This is a genomic window from Streptomonospora litoralis (assembly GCF_004323735.1).
GTDB classification, from domain to species: domain Bacteria; phylum Actinomycetota; class Actinomycetes; order Streptosporangiales; family Streptosporangiaceae; genus Streptomonospora; species Streptomonospora litoralis.
In genome coordinates this window covers 3,754,143-3,770,172 of record NZ_CP036455.1, presented here as the reverse complement: position 1 = coordinate 3,770,172, position 16,030 = coordinate 3,754,143, and the positions used below count along the sequence as shown (strand labels likewise).

At 75.6% G+C, this 16,030-nt stretch carries 9 protein-coding genes; 8 read left to right on the top strand and 1 reads right to left on the bottom strand.

Going from position 1 to position 16,030, the window contains the following annotated elements:
- The 8 genes from EKD16_RS15830 to EKD16_RS15795 all read left to right on the top strand — a co-directional run bounded on the left by EKD16_RS15830 (nucleotide 1) and on the right by EKD16_RS15795 (nucleotide 14,066).
- Nucleotides 1-333: a hypothetical protein gene (locus tag EKD16_RS15830; protein WP_131099098.1), complete on the top strand. Its 333-nt coding sequence runs from the start codon at nucleotides 1-3 to the stop codon at nucleotides 331-333.
- 809 nt (nucleotides 334-1,142) lie between these two features.
- The gene (locus EKD16_RS15825; RefSeq protein WP_131099097.1) at nucleotides 1,143-3,494 is read left to right on the top strand and encodes a CRISPR-associated protein; all 2,352 of its coding nucleotides are present in this window, start codon (nucleotides 1,143-1,145) and stop codon (nucleotides 3,492-3,494) included.
- Nucleotides 3,491-5,233 carry a hypothetical protein gene (locus EKD16_RS15820; RefSeq protein WP_242676991.1) on the top strand — a complete coding sequence of 581 codons (1,743 nt, stop codon included), beginning with the start codon at nucleotides 3,491-3,493 and terminating at the stop codon, nucleotides 5,231-5,233. Before EKD16_RS15825 ends, EKD16_RS15820 begins: the two co-directional genes overlap by 4 nt.
- A 561-nt stretch (nucleotides 5,234-5,794) precedes the next feature.
- Nucleotides 5,795-6,544, top strand: a complete 750-nt coding sequence (locus tag EKD16_RS15815) for a hypothetical protein (protein ID WP_131099096.1) — start codon at nucleotides 5,795-5,797, stop codon at nucleotides 6,542-6,544.
- The gene (locus EKD16_RS15810) at nucleotides 6,541-8,424 is read left to right on the top strand and encodes a hypothetical protein (protein ID WP_131099095.1); all 1,884 of its coding nucleotides are present in this window, start codon (nucleotides 6,541-6,543) and stop codon (nucleotides 8,422-8,424) included. The genes EKD16_RS15815 and EKD16_RS15810 overlap by 4 nt, the downstream gene beginning before the upstream one ends.
- Before the next feature lie 379 nt (nucleotides 8,425-8,803).
- On the top strand, nucleotides 8,804-10,738 hold the full coding sequence (locus tag EKD16_RS15805) for an RAMP superfamily CRISPR-associated protein (RefSeq protein ID WP_242676990.1): 1,935 nt from the start codon (nucleotides 8,804-8,806) through the stop codon (nucleotides 10,736-10,738).
- Between the two features lie 59 nt (nucleotides 10,739-10,797).
- Complete coding sequence (locus EKD16_RS15800; protein ID WP_131099094.1) at nucleotides 10,798-11,583, top strand: hypothetical protein; 786 nt, start codon at nucleotides 10,798-10,800, stop codon at nucleotides 11,581-11,583.
- Nucleotides 11,580-14,066, top strand: coding sequence for a TIGR03986 family type III CRISPR-associated RAMP protein (locus tag EKD16_RS15795; RefSeq protein WP_242676989.1), 2,487 nt, complete (start codon nucleotides 11,580-11,582; stop codon nucleotides 14,064-14,066). The genes EKD16_RS15800 and EKD16_RS15795 overlap by 4 nt, the downstream gene beginning before the upstream one ends.
- A gap of 272 nt (nucleotides 14,067-14,338) precedes the next feature.
- Here EKD16_RS15795 and EKD16_RS15790 read toward each other — a convergent pair whose 3' ends face one another.
- A complete protein-coding gene (locus EKD16_RS15790; RefSeq protein ID WP_341351838.1) occupies nucleotides 14,339-15,682 on the bottom strand; it encodes a Gfo/Idh/MocA family protein in 1,344 nt (447 codons plus the stop codon).
- Nucleotides 15,683-16,030: the final 348 nt, after the last annotated feature.

The window sequence follows — 16,030 nt, the reverse complement described above, 5'->3', positions numbered from 1 at the left end:
ATGCGTGTTCCGCTGGTCAACCTGACACCGCACGAGGTGACGATCTTCGATTCCGATGACCGCGTCGTCGTCCGCTGCCCCGCGGCGGCGAAACCGGTCCGCGTGGCCGTCGACCGCTGCGAGATCGGCCGCATCGGGGGTATCCCGGTGTTCTCCGAGGACTACGGGCGGGCGCTGCTGCCCGCTCCCGCTCTGGGCGTCTGGTACATCGTCTCCTCCGCTGTCGCGCTGGCCCATCCCGAGCGCAGCGACCTGCTCGTGCCCACCGACCTGGTCCGCTCCTCCGACGGCACGATCGTGGGCTGCAAGGCGCTGGGCCGCCGCAACGGCTGAGAGGCGCGAGGGGGCCGGGGGTGCGCCGGTCACCAGGCGGTTCCGGTCTCGGGGCGGGTGCGCCCTTTCGGTTGCGGAACCGCCTGTGCCGGTGCGGCGCGCGGGCGAGTGCCCGGCGCCCGGGCCAGCCATTCCGTCTGCCGGGATCGGGCTGGCGGGATATTCGCAGGCGAGCCAGGTGTTGGTTGTCAGGGCCGGGGCATGGGCCGGGGCGATTCCCGGACCGGGCCTTGGTGCCGGTCCCATTCCGTCTACCGGGAGGAGTCGGCCCTGGGGGAGCGTCCGTCAACAACTGGCGTTGTTATCCCGTCAACCGGGCTCGGACGACGAAGAAGCAGCCAGGGCCGTGCTCTGCGCGGTCGCTGTCCCGTCTGCCGGGATAGGGGCTTCCCTGATCGACGCGAGAGACCTGCGGTGGCGGTAGCTATCCCGTCTGCCGGGTTCGGGGCTGGAAGCCGGTGCGGCCGCCGGTTCCCCGGCCCGGGGGCACCGGGTCGGGGCGGGAAGAACCGGGTGCGGTCCGCGTGCGGTTCCAAGCCCGTAGTGGTCGTCTCACCGCTCCTCCTTTCGGCCGCCGCGGCGGCGGAGGCGCCTGCGGTCCTGTTCGCCCGTACCGGGGCCGGTGCGGGCTAGCGTGGGGATTCGAGTGCTTCGAGGGGCTGGGTCATGGTTCGTATGGGCGATCACCTCCGACACAGCACCTCTCTCGGACACAGGGGTGAAAAGTGTGGTTTCTGGTTTTTTGCGGGAATCACGGATGGCGGTGCCGCAGCGTCGCGGAGCGGCGCACGAGAGTGTGAAATGGGCCCATGGGACGGAGAGCGGACCACCCCGGCGATGCCCGTGATCCCGCCGGCGGCGGCCCGGCGGCACTGGTGGTGCTGGCGGGAACCAGCCCCACCCCGGCGCTGCTGGCCGCCCTGACCTTCGCACCGCGGCGCCTGGTCCTGGTGCACAGCAGCGACACCGCCCGGCGCGCCGCGCGGATCGCGGCCGCCGCCCAGCGGCTGTGCCCGGCGATCGAGACCGCGCGGCGCTTCGACGCAGGCGCCGACGTCTTCGACTTCCACGCCGTCGCCCAGCGCTTCGGCGCCCTCGCCGACGAGCTGCCCGGTGACTGGCGGCTGTGCTACACCGGCGGCAGCAAGGTGATGAGCGCGCACGCCGTGCTGCTGCACACCGAGCGGTTCCCCGATCGCCACCGCTGGCGCAGCTACCTCGACGCCACCTCCGAGACACTGCGGTTCACCGACGGTTCCCGCTACGAGCCCGGTATCGACAGCAGCGCGCTCAACGTGGACGCGCTGGCCTGGCTGCACGGCATCGAGCTGCGCCCGGGCGACCGCACCGGAGCCCAGGAGGCGTGGCTGCGCGGCGAACCCGCCTCGCTCACCAGCGGCGACACGGCCGAGGCGCGGGTGCTGGACCTCTTCCGGCGCCGGCTCTCCCGCGTCGGCGGCGCCGAGGTGGTGGGCAACCGCGTCATGCCCGACCCGCGCAGCCCGCGCGAGTCCATCGGCGACTTCGACCTCGTCGTGCGCTACCGGCACCGCGTGCTCTGCGTCGAGGTCAAGCGCGACCCCGCACACATCCCGGACGCGGCGGGCTGGACCCTCACCAAGGCCCAGCGCGCCTTCGGCGGCGCCGCCCGGGTGCTCTTCGTGCACGAAGGCGCGAAGGGCGACTGCTCCATCGAGCAGCTGGCCGCCTACGACCCCGAGCTCAGCGGCGCGCCGCTGCACGTGCGCAGTCTCGGCGAGCTCACCCGCGACTTCGGCAGCGCCCGGATGATCGAGAGCTTCTTCCCCGCCGCTCCGCCGCCCCGCCCGCCCTCGCCGCAACCCCGCGGCGACACCGACGGGCCCGTTGGAGCCGACGGCACCGCTGCGCCGGGAGGCGCCTCCGCGGCGGCGGGGCCGACCGCCGACCCCGCGCCGGTCCGCGGCGCCGCGCCCGCCGCATGCCCCGCCGCTCCCCGTGCAGAGCCGCACCCCGCTGCCGGCGCCGCCCCGCTGCTGCTCCTGGGATTGGGCGGCAACCGGCTTCCGGTGCTCGCCGCCGCCCGCGCCTGCCTGCCCCGGCGCGCCGTCATGCTGTTCACCCGGCAGAGCGAGAAGGAGTTGGCCGCGCTCGACTCGGGGGTGCGCCGCACCCTGCTCGCCGCCGAGGAGCCCGCGGAATTCCGCCGCCTCAACCGGCGCCGCCTCGCCTCCCGGCTGCGCCGCGACGGCTACCCCGACCGGGTCAAGTTCGCCGAGGCCGCCGTGGACGCGGCCGACGTGGCCGACGTCGCCGGCCGCGCCCGCGCCAAGATCGACCAGTACCGCACGGCCGGCACCCCCGTCGTCGCCGACATCACCACCGGCACCAAGGCCATGAGCACCGGTCTGGCGCTGGCCGCTCACGAGCGCGGCGGCTGCCTCACCTACGTCTCGCCGCTGACCCGGCGGGTCTCCTGCCGCACCCACGGGCCCGTGGGCCACCATCCGCCCGCCGCGGTGGAATGGCACCACCTGCTGCGCGGCTACCGCTTCCTGAGCGGCACTCTCGCCGAGACCGTCGCCGGCGAAGTGGCCGCGCACCAGGTCGACGCGCCCCTCATCGACGCCGCGGCCGAGGCCGTACGCGACCTCGCCGCTCCCCGCGAGGTCGCCGCCTGGGTGGATGAGACCGCGATCGCCGGGGCGCCGACGCTGCCGCAGTACTCCGCGCCGCAGCGCCCCACCCTCGTCCTCACCGTCGCCGATCGCGCCCTGGGCCTGAGCGCCCCCCGCAGCACGCGGCTGCGCCACTTCACCTCCACCGACGTGCACGTGGAGCAGGAGACCGGTGCCGGCGGCTGGGCGCACGACGTCTTCGCCGCCGCCGCACTGCTCAACGTGCGCTGCGGCACCGCCGGGCTGACACTCGCCCTGCACCGGCCCGGCGACGGCGACCCCGGGCGCGCGCTGGAGGTGATCGACTGGTTCTCCTGGTGGCGCGCCGACGGGGAGTCGGCGGGGGACGGCGCCGCGCCCCCCGCCGAGCTGATCACCGGCCACGAGGACACCCGGCGTCCGAGAGTGGTATCAGCAGAGCCGGGAACCCCCGCGTTCCGCGCCGCGCTGCACGCCCACCTGTCCGCACTCCGGCTCCGACCTCGTCAGGAGGCACCCCGATGAGCGCCGCCGAAGCCGCCGCCGCGCCCGGCGCCGACACGGGCGCACCTTCGGGCGGCGTGCTCGTCGGTATCGACCTCGTCGGCATTCAGCGGTTCATCTACGAAGGGCGGCGGCTGCTCGACGCCATCGGCCGCGCCACCCTCGTCGCCGACCTCACCGACACCGCCGGCCCGCACGTCGCCCCGCTGCTGGCCGAGGTTCCCCGACAGCATCGCGCGGTGCTGCGCGACGCCGGGGGCGCCCTCTACATCGCCTTCACCGATCCGCACCGCGCCACCGCGCACGCCCGCGCCTTCACCGGCCGCTACACCCGCCGGCTGCGCGACATCTCCGACCGCCTCACCCCCGTCACCGCGCACCTGCCCTACGGCCGAGCGGGGCGGCCGGAAACCCAGGCCGAGGCGCTGCGCCTGCTGCCCGCCGCGCTGCAGAGCGCCCGCGCCCGCCCGGCGCCCGGCCACCTGCCCGTCCAGGGCCTCGGCGTCACCGCCACCTGCGACATCACCGGACGCCCCGCCGAACTCCTCGACCACACCCGCGACCGCGGTCCCGTCCGCGAGCGCGCCGCCCGCGACATCGTCACCGCCCGCATGCGCGCCCGCCAGTGGCACGACGCCAACAGCCGCGCCTGGCTGCACGGCATCGCCCCGCCCGCCGGAGCCCAGCGCCTGGAACTGCCCACCGACGTCGACCACCTCGGCCGCGAGATCGGCGACGTCAGCCGCCTGGCTGTGGTCCACCTGGACTTCAACGGCCTTGGGGACCTGCTCAAACGCCACCACCGCGCGGTCGAGGAGTCCGGCGGCGACGTCGCGGCGAGCATGCGCACCGTCTCCGCCGACATCGCCCGGCTCACCGAGGGACTGGCCCGTGCCCTCATCCGGTCGGTCGCCGCCGCCATCGGCACGCCCGGCGGCTTGGGCGAGCCCGCCATCGAAGGGCGGGGAGCCGGCGGGCGGCTGCGGCCGCGCAGCGCGCGCGGCACCGTCTACGTACCGGTCCGGCCGGTGGTCGTGGCCGGCGACGACCTCACCGTCATCTGCGACGCCCGGCTGGCCTGGAGCGCCACCCGGTTCGCCCTGGACTGGCTCGACGCCGACCCCGCGGCACTGCCCGCCGACGACCCGCGCACCGCCATGGCCCGCCGCGCGGGCACACCGCCGTGGACCAGGCGGCTGGACAGCGGGCGCACCACCGGCGTGCCGTCGGCCGGAGTCGGCATCGCGGTCCAGCCCGTCGGCGCGCCGCTCTCGGTGGGCTACGACATCTGCGCTGCGCTGTGCGAGGAGGCCAAGGCCCACCGCAAGCGGTCCGCCGACCGGCTCGACGACCACGTGGTGGCCTGGTCGCAGGACTTCGACGACCCGGCCCGCGTCGTCGCCCGCCTGCGCGAGGCCGGGCGCGCAGCGGCCGACGGCGGCCCCGGCCGCACGGCCCTCCCCATGACCGGAACCGGGTTCCAGACGTTCCTCCGCGATTACCTGGACCCCGCCGCCCCCGGCAGTCTGCGCGCCGCGGGGCCGAGCGAGCAGCGGTCCTGGCTGCTCTCGCGCCTGGCGCCGCTGCTGGCGGACGGCCGCGACCCCGCGGCCGAACTGGAACGCCGCAGCGACCTCGGCCTGCCGGTGGAACTCCCCGAGCCCTTCGCCCGCGACCGCCTCCTCGACGCCCTCGCCCTGCTCGACCTGCACCTCGACGTATCCCTGACACACCTCGCCCCGCCCGAAGGGCCGGAGTGACCGTGCGGAGAAGGAGGCGGAGTGATCGTGCGGACTGCGCCCGATGAGTCCGTTATGACGGAATCCGGGGAAGTGGTTGCGGTGAAATTCCCAACCCACGCCGCTGGATTCCGTCATAGCGGCATGATCGTTTCGTCGACCCTGCGGAATAACGGGCGCGCGGGGCGCTTGCGGCCCTCCGGCGCCCTCGCCGCCTCCGCTGGGCGTGCCACCGGCGGGCACCGGGGCCGTTGCGCGCGGGCCCGACCGCACACCGCCCTCGCTGCCGCTTCTCTGCGAGACGCCCCGCACTCTGCAGGTCCCCAGGCCGCCCCGCGGACCCGCGACGCCTGTCCCGCCCGCCCCGCCCGCGGCCACACCGCCACCGACTCCGCGGGTGCGGCCCCCACCGCCCGGGCGCGCCCGCGCTGCTCGTCCCGCCGACATCGCAACCCCACTTGAAACGGCAGGTAGCTCCATGACTCAGGAACGCCGCTCGGGCGTCCACCACCGGGCGCACTCGCTCTCTACTGCGCGCGAGGCGCCGCTGCCGCTTCGTGTCGTCTCCGCAGGAGGGCGCCCGTGACCGGGCCCGAGACGCCCACGCGCGCGGACGACGGCACCGCCGACGCCGATACGCCCGCATACCTGCTCGTCGACCTGGTGGCGCCCGCCATCTTCGCCGGCGCCAGTGCCGCCGGTACCGCGGCCGACTCCGACGTGGTCACCGACTCCCACGGGCTGCCCTACCTACCCCGCCAGCGCATCGCCGCCCGGCTGCGCGACGCCGCGGTCACCGCGGTCCGCGCCGATCGCGCGCTTCTGCCCGCGGCCCACGCCCTCTTCGGAACCTCCCGCCGCCACGGCCCCGGCCGCATCCTCCGCGTCGGCCACGCCACCCCACCCGAACCGGTGCGCGCCGCCGTGGCCTGGGCGCTGGAGCAGCGCGCCTCCGCCGAGTCCGGCGGAGCTGTGAACACCCTCGTGCGCGCCGTCACCGACGCGTTCACCTCCGTCGAAAGCGGCGTGGCCATCGACGGCGACGGTGCGCCGACCGACGCCCGGCTGCGTACCGTCCGCGTCGTCGACCCCGGGCTGCGGCTGACGGCCCCGCTGCGCTGGACCCGCCGCCCCGCAGCCGACGAGGTGCGCTGCCTGGCCCGGGCCGCGCTCGCCTTCACCCAGGCGGGGCTGAAGTCCGGCCGCGGGCGCGGCAGGCTCGACGCGCGGCTGGCCGACGACCCCGGCACCGACTCCGCCGACGCCCACACCCGCACGCTGACCTGGGCCGGCATCGACCCCGAGAGGACTGTCCGAGAAACAGGGGTGTGACGATCGCCGACCCCCACCCCGACGGCCGCACCGGTGGCGCGGGCGGTGTCGTGCACGCCTACCTCGGGCTGCGCTACGTGCTCACCGAGTCGCTGGTCGTGCGCTCGGACTACGACCCGCTGCGCATCACCACCGCCCACGCCGTCCCCGGTCGCGCCCAACGCGGCATGCTCGCCGCCGCCCTGCGCCACGCCGGGCGCGACGACCTCGTCGAGCCGTGGATCGCGCGCGGCCGCGCCATCCGGTTCGCGCCGGCGTTCCCGCTGATCGAGGACGACTCCGGCAGCACCGCGACCGTGCCGGCGCCGCGCTGCTGGCACGTACGCACAACCGAGGGCGGCCCCGACGAGCACATGGCCGACCTGCTGGCCGCACCCGCCGCGCCCGGCAGCGCCTACCGCACCCTCGTCGGCCATGTCACACCCGACCTCGCGCTGCGCGCCGCACCGCTGACCCGCACCGAGCAGTACCTCGGCGTGGCCCGCCGTGACGCCGGGCGGCACGGCGTGCCCTACTTCACCACCAGCCTCGAACCGGGCCAGGTATTCGAGGCGCGCTGGCAGCTCACCGCCGCATCCGCAGCACAAGCGCAGGACCTCGCCCGGGAGGTCTGGGAGGTCCTGGCCGCGGCCGACGGCCTGCTCTCCCTCGGATCGGGCGGCAGCCGCGCGCACGGCGGCGGCATCCGCGCCACACCGGTCGCCGGCTCCGCCGCGGCTCTGCTCGCCGACCGCGTCGACGCGGGGCGAGGCACCTGGCACCGCGGCGAGCATCGCGATCTGCTGCTGCTCGCCCCCGCGCACATCGACGACGATCTCGGGCGCCCGTGTCCCGCGGCCCTGCCCCGGGCCGCCGCCCGCGCCGCCGAGCGGCTCCTCGGCCCCGGCGCCGTCGAGGTGGCGGGCGCCCACCTGCACCAGGAGGCGGCTGGTGCCTACCACCGCATGTACCGCGGGCCCATGGCCGAGCGATGGGCCGCAGCGCCCGGTTCCGTGGTGCGGCTGCGGGCCCTGCGCGACATCGCCTTGGCGCAGGTGCGCGAGCTGGAGGCGCACCCGCTGGGCCGCCGCGCCGCCGACGGCCACGGCGCCGCGGCGCTGCTTCCGGTCCCCGCGCCGCACGGTCCGCCCGCCGAGCGGGCGCCGGTGGCTCACGCCCCCGCCGCCACGCGCCCCGAGGCGGCACGCCGCTTCGCGGCCGTCCCCCAGGCGCCGGATCCGGAGAGGACGGAACTCCGGATCCGGCCTGTGACCCTCGCCGACGGCTCCCCGGTCTGGGTCGATCCGGACTGGGTCAGCGCCCAGGCAGCCGCCGCTCCGAGTGAATCGCCGGTCGCGAGCCTGCAGGACGTCCTGCTCAGTCGCGCAGCGGCCGAACCGGTGCGGGCCCGCGCCCGCGACCTCGCCCGCCGCTCGGCCCGGCTGCCGCCCGCACCGCTGCTGGGGAGGCTGCGCGAGGTCGTCGCGGCGCCGTCGCCCGAGGCCGCCGACACCCTGTCCCGGCTGGCGGGGGTGGTCACCGGCGACGCGGAGCGCTCCGCCCCTCACGCGCCGCTGCACAGCGCCGCCCGTGCGGACCTGGAGGCCACCGCCGTGCCGCACGGGACCGACGAGCTGCCGCTGCCGCGGTGGATCGAAGGCGCAGCGCGCTCCCCGCGCTCCTGGTGGGAGCACGCGGCGCCGGACTGCGCCACCCTCACGCAGGCACTCGCCCCGGTCGATCTGGCCTGGCGGCGCGGCGAAGGGGCCACCGCGGCGGCCGCGTCCTGGGCCGAACGCCCCGAGGTCGTGGCCCGCCTGGCGCTGCAGCTGATCAGTACCTGGCTGGCGGCCGCCGCGTGGACGGTCCGCGACACCGCACACCGGGAGGGCACCGAATGACACCGCTCGCCTCCCGCCGACCGGAAGCCGGAGCAGCGCCCGTTTCGGCCGGGGCTCCTGCAGTGGCGGATGTTCCGGCCGCGCCCGGCTTCGCCGCGCCGCGGGCGGGCAGCGCGGCGGGTGCCGCCGAGTGGCGCAGGCCGCCCGAGTCGGTGATGGGAGCCGCCCGGATCGGCTGCGGGCCGAGAAGGAACTTCTCAGGGCCGCCAGGGTCGGATCACCGCGGAGGCCGCGGCGCTCAGGCCCGAGGGCGTCCATGCCCCGTTGCCGCCGCCGCGTCGCGGGAACGGGCACCTGTCCGGGCACCGCAACCGGCGGCGGAGCGGCTCCCTCGCCGGGGTGGACGCCGCCCGGGCCGTCTGCGGGAAGGAGGGACGACGTGAGTGCGCCGGGCGGACGCGCGGCGCGGTCCGCGGGACGGGAGCCGCGCGGCGCAGGCGGCTACGCGGGGACACGCTCACCCGGCCGCGTTCCCGAGAGCGGCGCGCCGGCCGCTGAGGCGGAGGCGTCCCCGAGGCCGAGCCCCTGGGCGCCGCTCGGCGCCCGCATCGGGGAGCCGGGCGCAAGCGACGCCGAGGCTGACACCGACACCGAGACCGACACCGGCACCGAAGCCGACGGCGACCTGCTCGACTTCGCCGCAGGCGGCACCGGTGGGCCCGCCGTCCTGTGGGAGCTCACCGCCCGCGTGCGGCTGCACAGCGACACCCACATCGGCTCCGCGGACGACTCCGCTCGTGCCGTGGGCGACATCGCGCCGCTCGACCGCGACCCGCGCACCGGGAACCCGCGTCTGCGCGCCACCACCCAGGCGGGTCTACTGCGCCACCATCTGGCCGAACGCCTCGGCCCCGGAGGTGCGGGCCCCGTCGCCGAGCTGTTCGGCGAGGCCGCCACTCGCAGTGCCGAGGCCGGCACCGGCGCCTCCCGGCACAGCGCTCTCGACATCGACGACGCCTTCGCCGAACTGCCGCCCGAGGCCGGGATCGCCGTGCGTGCGGGCAACCGCGTCGACCCCGGAAGCGGCGCGGCCGCCCCCGGAGCGCTGTGGCGGATGGAGACCCTGCCCGCCGGCACGGTCTTCACCCTCACTCTGCGGCTGCAGGTCGACGAGCCCGAGCACGAGGGCCGACTGCTCGCCCTCGCCGCTCTCGCGGCCGAGGGGATCGCCGGAACCGGCGCCGACCCGGGGGTCTCCATCGGGGCCCGCACCGCGCGCGGCTACGGAGCGGTGCGCTGCGAGGGCTGGCACACCCGCCGGCACGATCTGACGGATGCGCGGGGCTGGGCCGACTGGTACGCGCTGACCTGGCAGCAGCGCCGCGACCGCGCCCACCGGGCCGCGGCCGCGCGGTGCGGCTCCGCCGAGGCGGCGCCCCCCGCCGAAGCGGGACTGGCGCCGCTGATCGACGAGCACCTCGAAGCCGAGCCCGCACTTGCCGCGGGAATCGGCGACGACTACGACCGCGCGCTGGCCGAGCACGCCACCGACCACCGGCGCCGCGACGAGCTGACGATCATCCTGCGGCTCGCCGAACGCCCGACCGAATCGGTGCTGGACCCCGCGCCCTCCGGTGCGCACCCGCTTCAGCCCGGCCTGCTCCTCGTGGGGGAGGCCCCGCGCCTGGACGCCTTGGGCGAAGTCGACCGCGCCCATCTGCACCGCCCGGCGGTGGCGGGCGACGGCGCGGTGCAGTGGCGCCCGACCCTGGGCGACACCGCGCTCTTCGCCCTTTTCAAGCGGATGAGCCGGCGACTCGTGCGCGACATCTCCGGCGAGTCCGGGTCCGCGGTCGAGGACTGGCCGGCCGACAGCCCCGCACGGCGGCTGCACGCCCGCTGGTGGGGCGGCGACGGCACGACGCACGGCGCGTCGGAGGCGTCCTCCATCCGGTTGCGCCGGACGGCCGAACTCACCGGCGGCACCCCGCAGCGCACCACGCGGGTCACGATCGACGCGCTGTTCGGCGACGCCGTGGACGCGAGCCTGCTGACCGACGACGTGCACGCCGGCGGCCACGCCGAGGTCGTCCTGGACATCCCCGACGCCGACGACGCGGTGCGCGGCCTGCTGGCGCTCATCGTCCGCGAGTTGCACACGGTCCCGATGGACGCCGTCGGCGGCGGATCCGGTTCCGGCCACGGCCGGGTCACCGCCACCTCGGCCGTCCTCACCCGCACCGGCCCCGCAGGCGTCGGCACCCCGGTGGACCTGATCGCCGCCGTCGACGACCCGGCGAGCGGCGACCGCCGGGCCGCCGAGACCTGGCTTGCGGCCCTGCACGAGGCACTGGCGCCCGAGGCGGGGACGTGATGCCGCCGCCCGGCACGCCGCCTCCGCGCACCGGCGAAAGCCCTTCTGGAGGACACCCCGTGACCACGCCGACCACCGCCGGGCAGGAGCCCGCCTGGGAGCCGCCCGACCCGTGCGGGGCCGTCACCTCCCCGCTCGCTCCCGAGACGGCGGCCTCCGTCCTCGCCGAGCTGTTCGGCGAAGGCAGGCGCAGCACCGACCTGGACGCGCAGGCTCCCGGGGAGCCGCAATGGCTGCTGGCCGAACTCGGCGACGGCCGCATCACCGGTGCCTGCCCGCGCGATACGTGGCGGCTCTCCTGCACCGACCCGCAGACGGCCCGTCTCTCGGCGCCGCCGCCGGACCCCGCCGGCTCCGACGGTTGGCGGCTGCTCAGCGCCGTGGTGTTCTCGCCGTCGGCCCAGATCCACATCGGCGAAGGCGGCGAGGGCGCGTGGGCGACCCGCGACAGCGCCGACATCGGCTCCCTGCCGCCGTGGCTGCGGCCGCGCGACCGCTCGTTCCTGCTGAGCGGCTGGCACGCGGGCCCGCGCTCCAGTCGCGACCTCGGCGGGGACATCCCCTTCAGCATCGGCCGCGAACTCTCCGGCACGACCGCCTGCCACCCCGTGAGCTGGCAGGACTTCGGCATCGATCCCGACGGCGAGGCGACCGCCGCGGCAGGCGGAGTGCCCGCTCCGGTGGGGTGCTGGCTCGCTGTCCGAGAGTACTGGGCGGAGGATTCCGAAACCGGAGCGGTCGGGGTGGCCTGCCACCGCTTGACCGGTTACCGGTCGGGCTCCAAGCCGACGCCGCCGGTCGGACTCGACGCCGTCGACGATGCGGAGAACTGGAGGGCACCGTGAGCGACCAGCCTCCGTCCGGAATCCCCCGGCCCACACCGGCCGCCATGCCGCGCCGCCGCGCCTCCGTCGCCGCGCGCCGGCCCGCACCGCTGCCCCCCGGCGGTCGCGCCAGGCGCCGCGACGAGCGCGGCGGCGCTTCGGGCCCGCCCGGCGCACCCCCCGACCCGCTGCGCGACCACCAGGCACTCGCCCCCTACGGACTGGTGCCGCTGCCCGAGCGCCCCATGCCCGCCGAACGCCTGCAGGAGTCGGTGCTGCGCGACGGCACACCCCAGCACCGCCTGCTGGCAGGACACGACCAGCGCATCCCGGGTACCAACACCGGCTGGATCGACATCACGGTACGCACCCTGACTCCCGCATTCGTCGGCGCCACCCGCCACGACGGCCCCGAGCACTCGCTGACGATCGACGGCCGCCCCGCACTGCCCGGCGCCTCGCTGCGCGGCCTCTTGCGCAACACCGTGCGGGTGCTGACCGGCGGCGAGACCGGACCCGTGAACACCCCCCAGCTGTTCTTCCGCGCGCCCGCCGCCGCCCACAGCGACCGGCGTGCACGCCATGTCATGCGCGATCTGCACAAGCAGTACCGCCGCCGCGACGGCGCTCCCTCCAACCCTCCGGGAACACCCGTTCAGGCGGGTTTTCTGCGGCGCGACACGCGAACCCGCTCCTGGGAGATCCACCCGTTGCCGGTCGAACGGCCGCTGCAGGTCCGCCTCGCCGAACTGCGCGAGGACCTGCGGCGCTTTCCCGGCCTCCCGGAGTTCGAGCTGCCTCCGCACGAGGCCGGCGGCGCAGACGGCCGGGGCGGCTACATCCCCGCGGAGTTCCACCCGGAGTTCCAGTACCTCGAAGTCACGGCGCTGTGCCCGCAGGTACAGGGCCGCACCGTCGGTGAGACCGGGTTCTGGGCCATGGCGGTGCTGCCCGCGGAGGAGGAGCCCTCCTTCGGCCACCGCGAGGCCGCCCGCGACCGGCTGCGCGAACGCTGGACCAACAAGCGTGCGGGCGCCGAGCAGGCGATGCGGCGGGCCTCCGGCGAGCGTTCCCGCGCGGCCGCGCGGGGCAGGCGCAACGACTACGACCGGGCCCTGGGGCGCATCGACGACGTCGCGTTCTCGGCCTATACGTGTGTGCTGGTGCTGACCGGTGTCGCGGGCGAACGCAAGAACGCCTACCTCTTCCCGACCGACACCGATCCGCGGCGCCGCTTGCCCGTGCCCGGCCACCTCGTCCATCTCGTGGAATCGGCTGACCAGATCACCCGGTTCCAGGCCCGCAACTTTCCCGACGACCGGCCCGGTGCACCGGCTCCGGCGGCCGCCGAGGCTGTCGGTTCCGCCGGCGGCCGCGGCGGCGCCGGGCGCCCGCGTCCGGGCGCCGTGGCCCGCGAAGGCGGAGAACCGGTCTGGTACCAGGTGTCCCAAGGCCGGGTCGCCTCCTTCGGACGCTCCGGCGGCTACCGGGTGGCCGTCGGCGAGTTCGACCCCGTCAGCCGCGCCGTCCCCGACGAGGTCCACACCGGCGAGCGCGCCCGGGCCCGGGGTACCGGCCGCACGCCCGACGTGCCCCGGGCGCTGTTCGGCGACGTCGACCTGCTGCCGCCCGGCGAGAGCGCCGGAGGGGCCGCGCGGGGACGCGTCTCGGTCGGCTCGGCGCTGTGCGAGAGGGCCGCGGCGGCCTGGCCGGAGCACCCGCTGCGGGTCGAGCTGCTCTCGCCGCAGCGCAGCTGCTTCGCCAACTACCTGCTCCAGCCGGTCACCGAGTCCACCTGGGGCCAGGCACCCGAGCTGGTGACCTGGTCGCACGAGGGCGACGTCCGCCTCGGCGGCTACAAGGTCTACCTGCACCGCCACGACCCGCTGCCGGCGTCGGCCCGCCGCTACGCCGAACTGCACCCCGACCGCGTCGCCGAGGGGCCCACCACCCGTGACGTCGTACCCGTGAACCCCGGGCTGGCGTTCCACGGCCGGATCACCTTCACCAACCTCACCGACGCCGAAGTGGGTGCGCTGCTGCGGGCACTGCACCTGGGCAATCCCGCCGGCGGCGGGGACCCGGCCGAACCCCTGTACGCGCACAAGGTCGGCCTCGGCAAGGCCCTGGGCTTCGGCAGTGTGCACATCGCGCCCGCCCTGCACCTCGTCGACCCGGCCGAGCGCGCGGCCTCGCTCGACCCCGGCGCCGGAGTCTCCTGCGTGGGCGACGAGGGCATGCAGAAGCTGCTCGACTCGTTCGGCGAGGCGCTGCTGACCTGGGAGCGCGAGGAGAGCCTCCGCGCCGGCGAGCCCGTGCCCGACGACTGGAGCGAGGTCCGCCGCGTCGAGGCGCTGCTGCTGGCCGCGCAGTGGCGCCACCGGCTGCCCGAGAGCTGGACCCGCGTCATGGACCTCGACGAGTTCGCCGTCTACCCCGTACTTCCCGACCTGCAGACACGGTTCGCCGCCCACGCCCGGATGTCCGAGGCCGACACCGGGTAGGGAGGCGTATCCGAACGGCGCCGCGACCCGCGCCGCGGCACCTCCACCGTTCCGGTGCGCCCGTTCGAGGGCATAGCACCACGACCGTCCGGCAGCACCTGCGACGAGCAGAGCAGCCGCGGAGACCGCCCGCTGAGGGCATGGAGGAAGCCGGGCCGCCCACGCGGCGGCCCGGCCACCGGCCGACTGCGCGAGACGCGGAGACGGCCCGGCACCCGGCCCCGCATTGGGGAGGCCGCCCCGGGTGCCGGGCCCGCTCGGTGCGGCGGTTCTCAGGCGCCGCCGTCGAGGAGCGCCGCGACGTCCACCGGCCGCCCGGTGCGGATCGACTCGTTCGCGGCCAGGCCGGTCAGCAGCGCGTTCGTGCCGTCGCTGTGCGTGGGCCGCGGCTGCACGCCGTCGGTGCCGAAGAGCGTGTCGAGCATGCGCATGTCTCCGCCGCCGTGGCCTCCCTCGCCGACCGCGACGTCGACGGGTTCGGGTTCCCGCCAGTGCCTGCGCAGCGTGAGCCGAGCGGTGGTGTTCTCCTTGGGAGCGGGCATGCCGCGCACCGGGGCACGGTCGGTGCGGCCCGGCGGGGTGTAAGGGCTCTCGGTGACGTCGAGTTCCAGCCGCCCCTCGCTGCCGGTGATGGCGACCCGGTAGCCCTCCCAGGGGGAGTAGGCCGCCAGGTGGTAGCTCAGCTTGGCGCCGGAGGCGTAGCGCACCAGCACCGACATGTCGTCCTCGATGGTGATGCCCGCACCGAAGACGTTGCGGTCGCGCCGGTAACCGTCCTCGTGCTCGGCGTCCAGATACAGCCGACGCATCGCCTCGCTGTCGCCCATGTGCAGCGCGAAGGGGTCGTCCTCGGCGCCGCGCCCGCCGTGGGCGCGCTCGTAGTCGGCGGCGAGGCCGCGTCTGCGCCCGTTGTGCTCGCCGTAGAAGAACAGGTCGCCCCACGCGAAGACCTCGGTCGGCGCGCTGTCGATCCACCAGTTGACGAGGTCGAAGTGGTGGCTGGACTTGTGCACCAGCAGACCGCCGGAGTCGGCCTTGTCGCGGTGCCAGCGGCGGAAGTAGTCCGCGCCGTGGCGCAGGTCCAGCAGCCACTCGAAGTGCACCGAACCGATCTCGCCGATCGAGCCCGAGGCGACGAGTTCCCGCAACCGCGCGTGCACGGGGTTGAAGCGGTAGTTGAACGCGACGTTCACCCGGCCGCCCGTGCGGCGCTGCGTCTCGACGATGCGCCGGCATCCCTCGATGTCGGCGGTCATCGGCTTCTCGGTCACCGCGTCGCAGCCGGCCTCCAACGCGGCGCAGATGTAGTCGGCGTGGGTCCGGTCCACCGTGCAGACCACGACCTCCTGTACGCGCTCCTTGCGCAGCATGGCGGTGAAGTCGGCGGCCGCGTAGGCGGGGACGGGGTCGTGCCCGTGCTCCTGCACGATGGCGTTGTGGGCGGCCATGCGGGTGCTGTTGGTGTCGCACAGCGCGACCAGGCGGGCGGCGTCGTTATGGGTGGAGACCAGGGCCTCGGTGTACATCCGTGCCCGTGAGCCGGTGCCGACGACGGCGAACCGGCGCGGTTCGGAGGTGGAGGGGGACGTCTCTGCGTTGGCGGTGGGCTCGATCACGCCCCTACGGTAAACGCTTTCCATTGCGAGGTCCAGTGTCCGCCGGCCCGGGGTGCTTCTGCACGCCGTGCTCCGGCGAAATCCCCGGTCGGAAGTGCCTTGACAGGCCGAGTCGGCTCCGCAGAGGTGGACGGTGGGCCGGCAAGCGGTTACCGGTGCTCGCAAGCAACGATCGGGAAACGTTGTGGTACCGGTCCGGGGGTGGTTGTGCGGTGGGTCATACTGCCGTACGCGCCTTGTCTATCGGGAAAACGCCAGGTGGAAGGCGCTTTCTTGCGGCTGTGGGCGGCTCTTGTGCACGCGGGTGGCGGCGCAGCATCATTGACGGCGTACTCCCGGGGTGTTAAA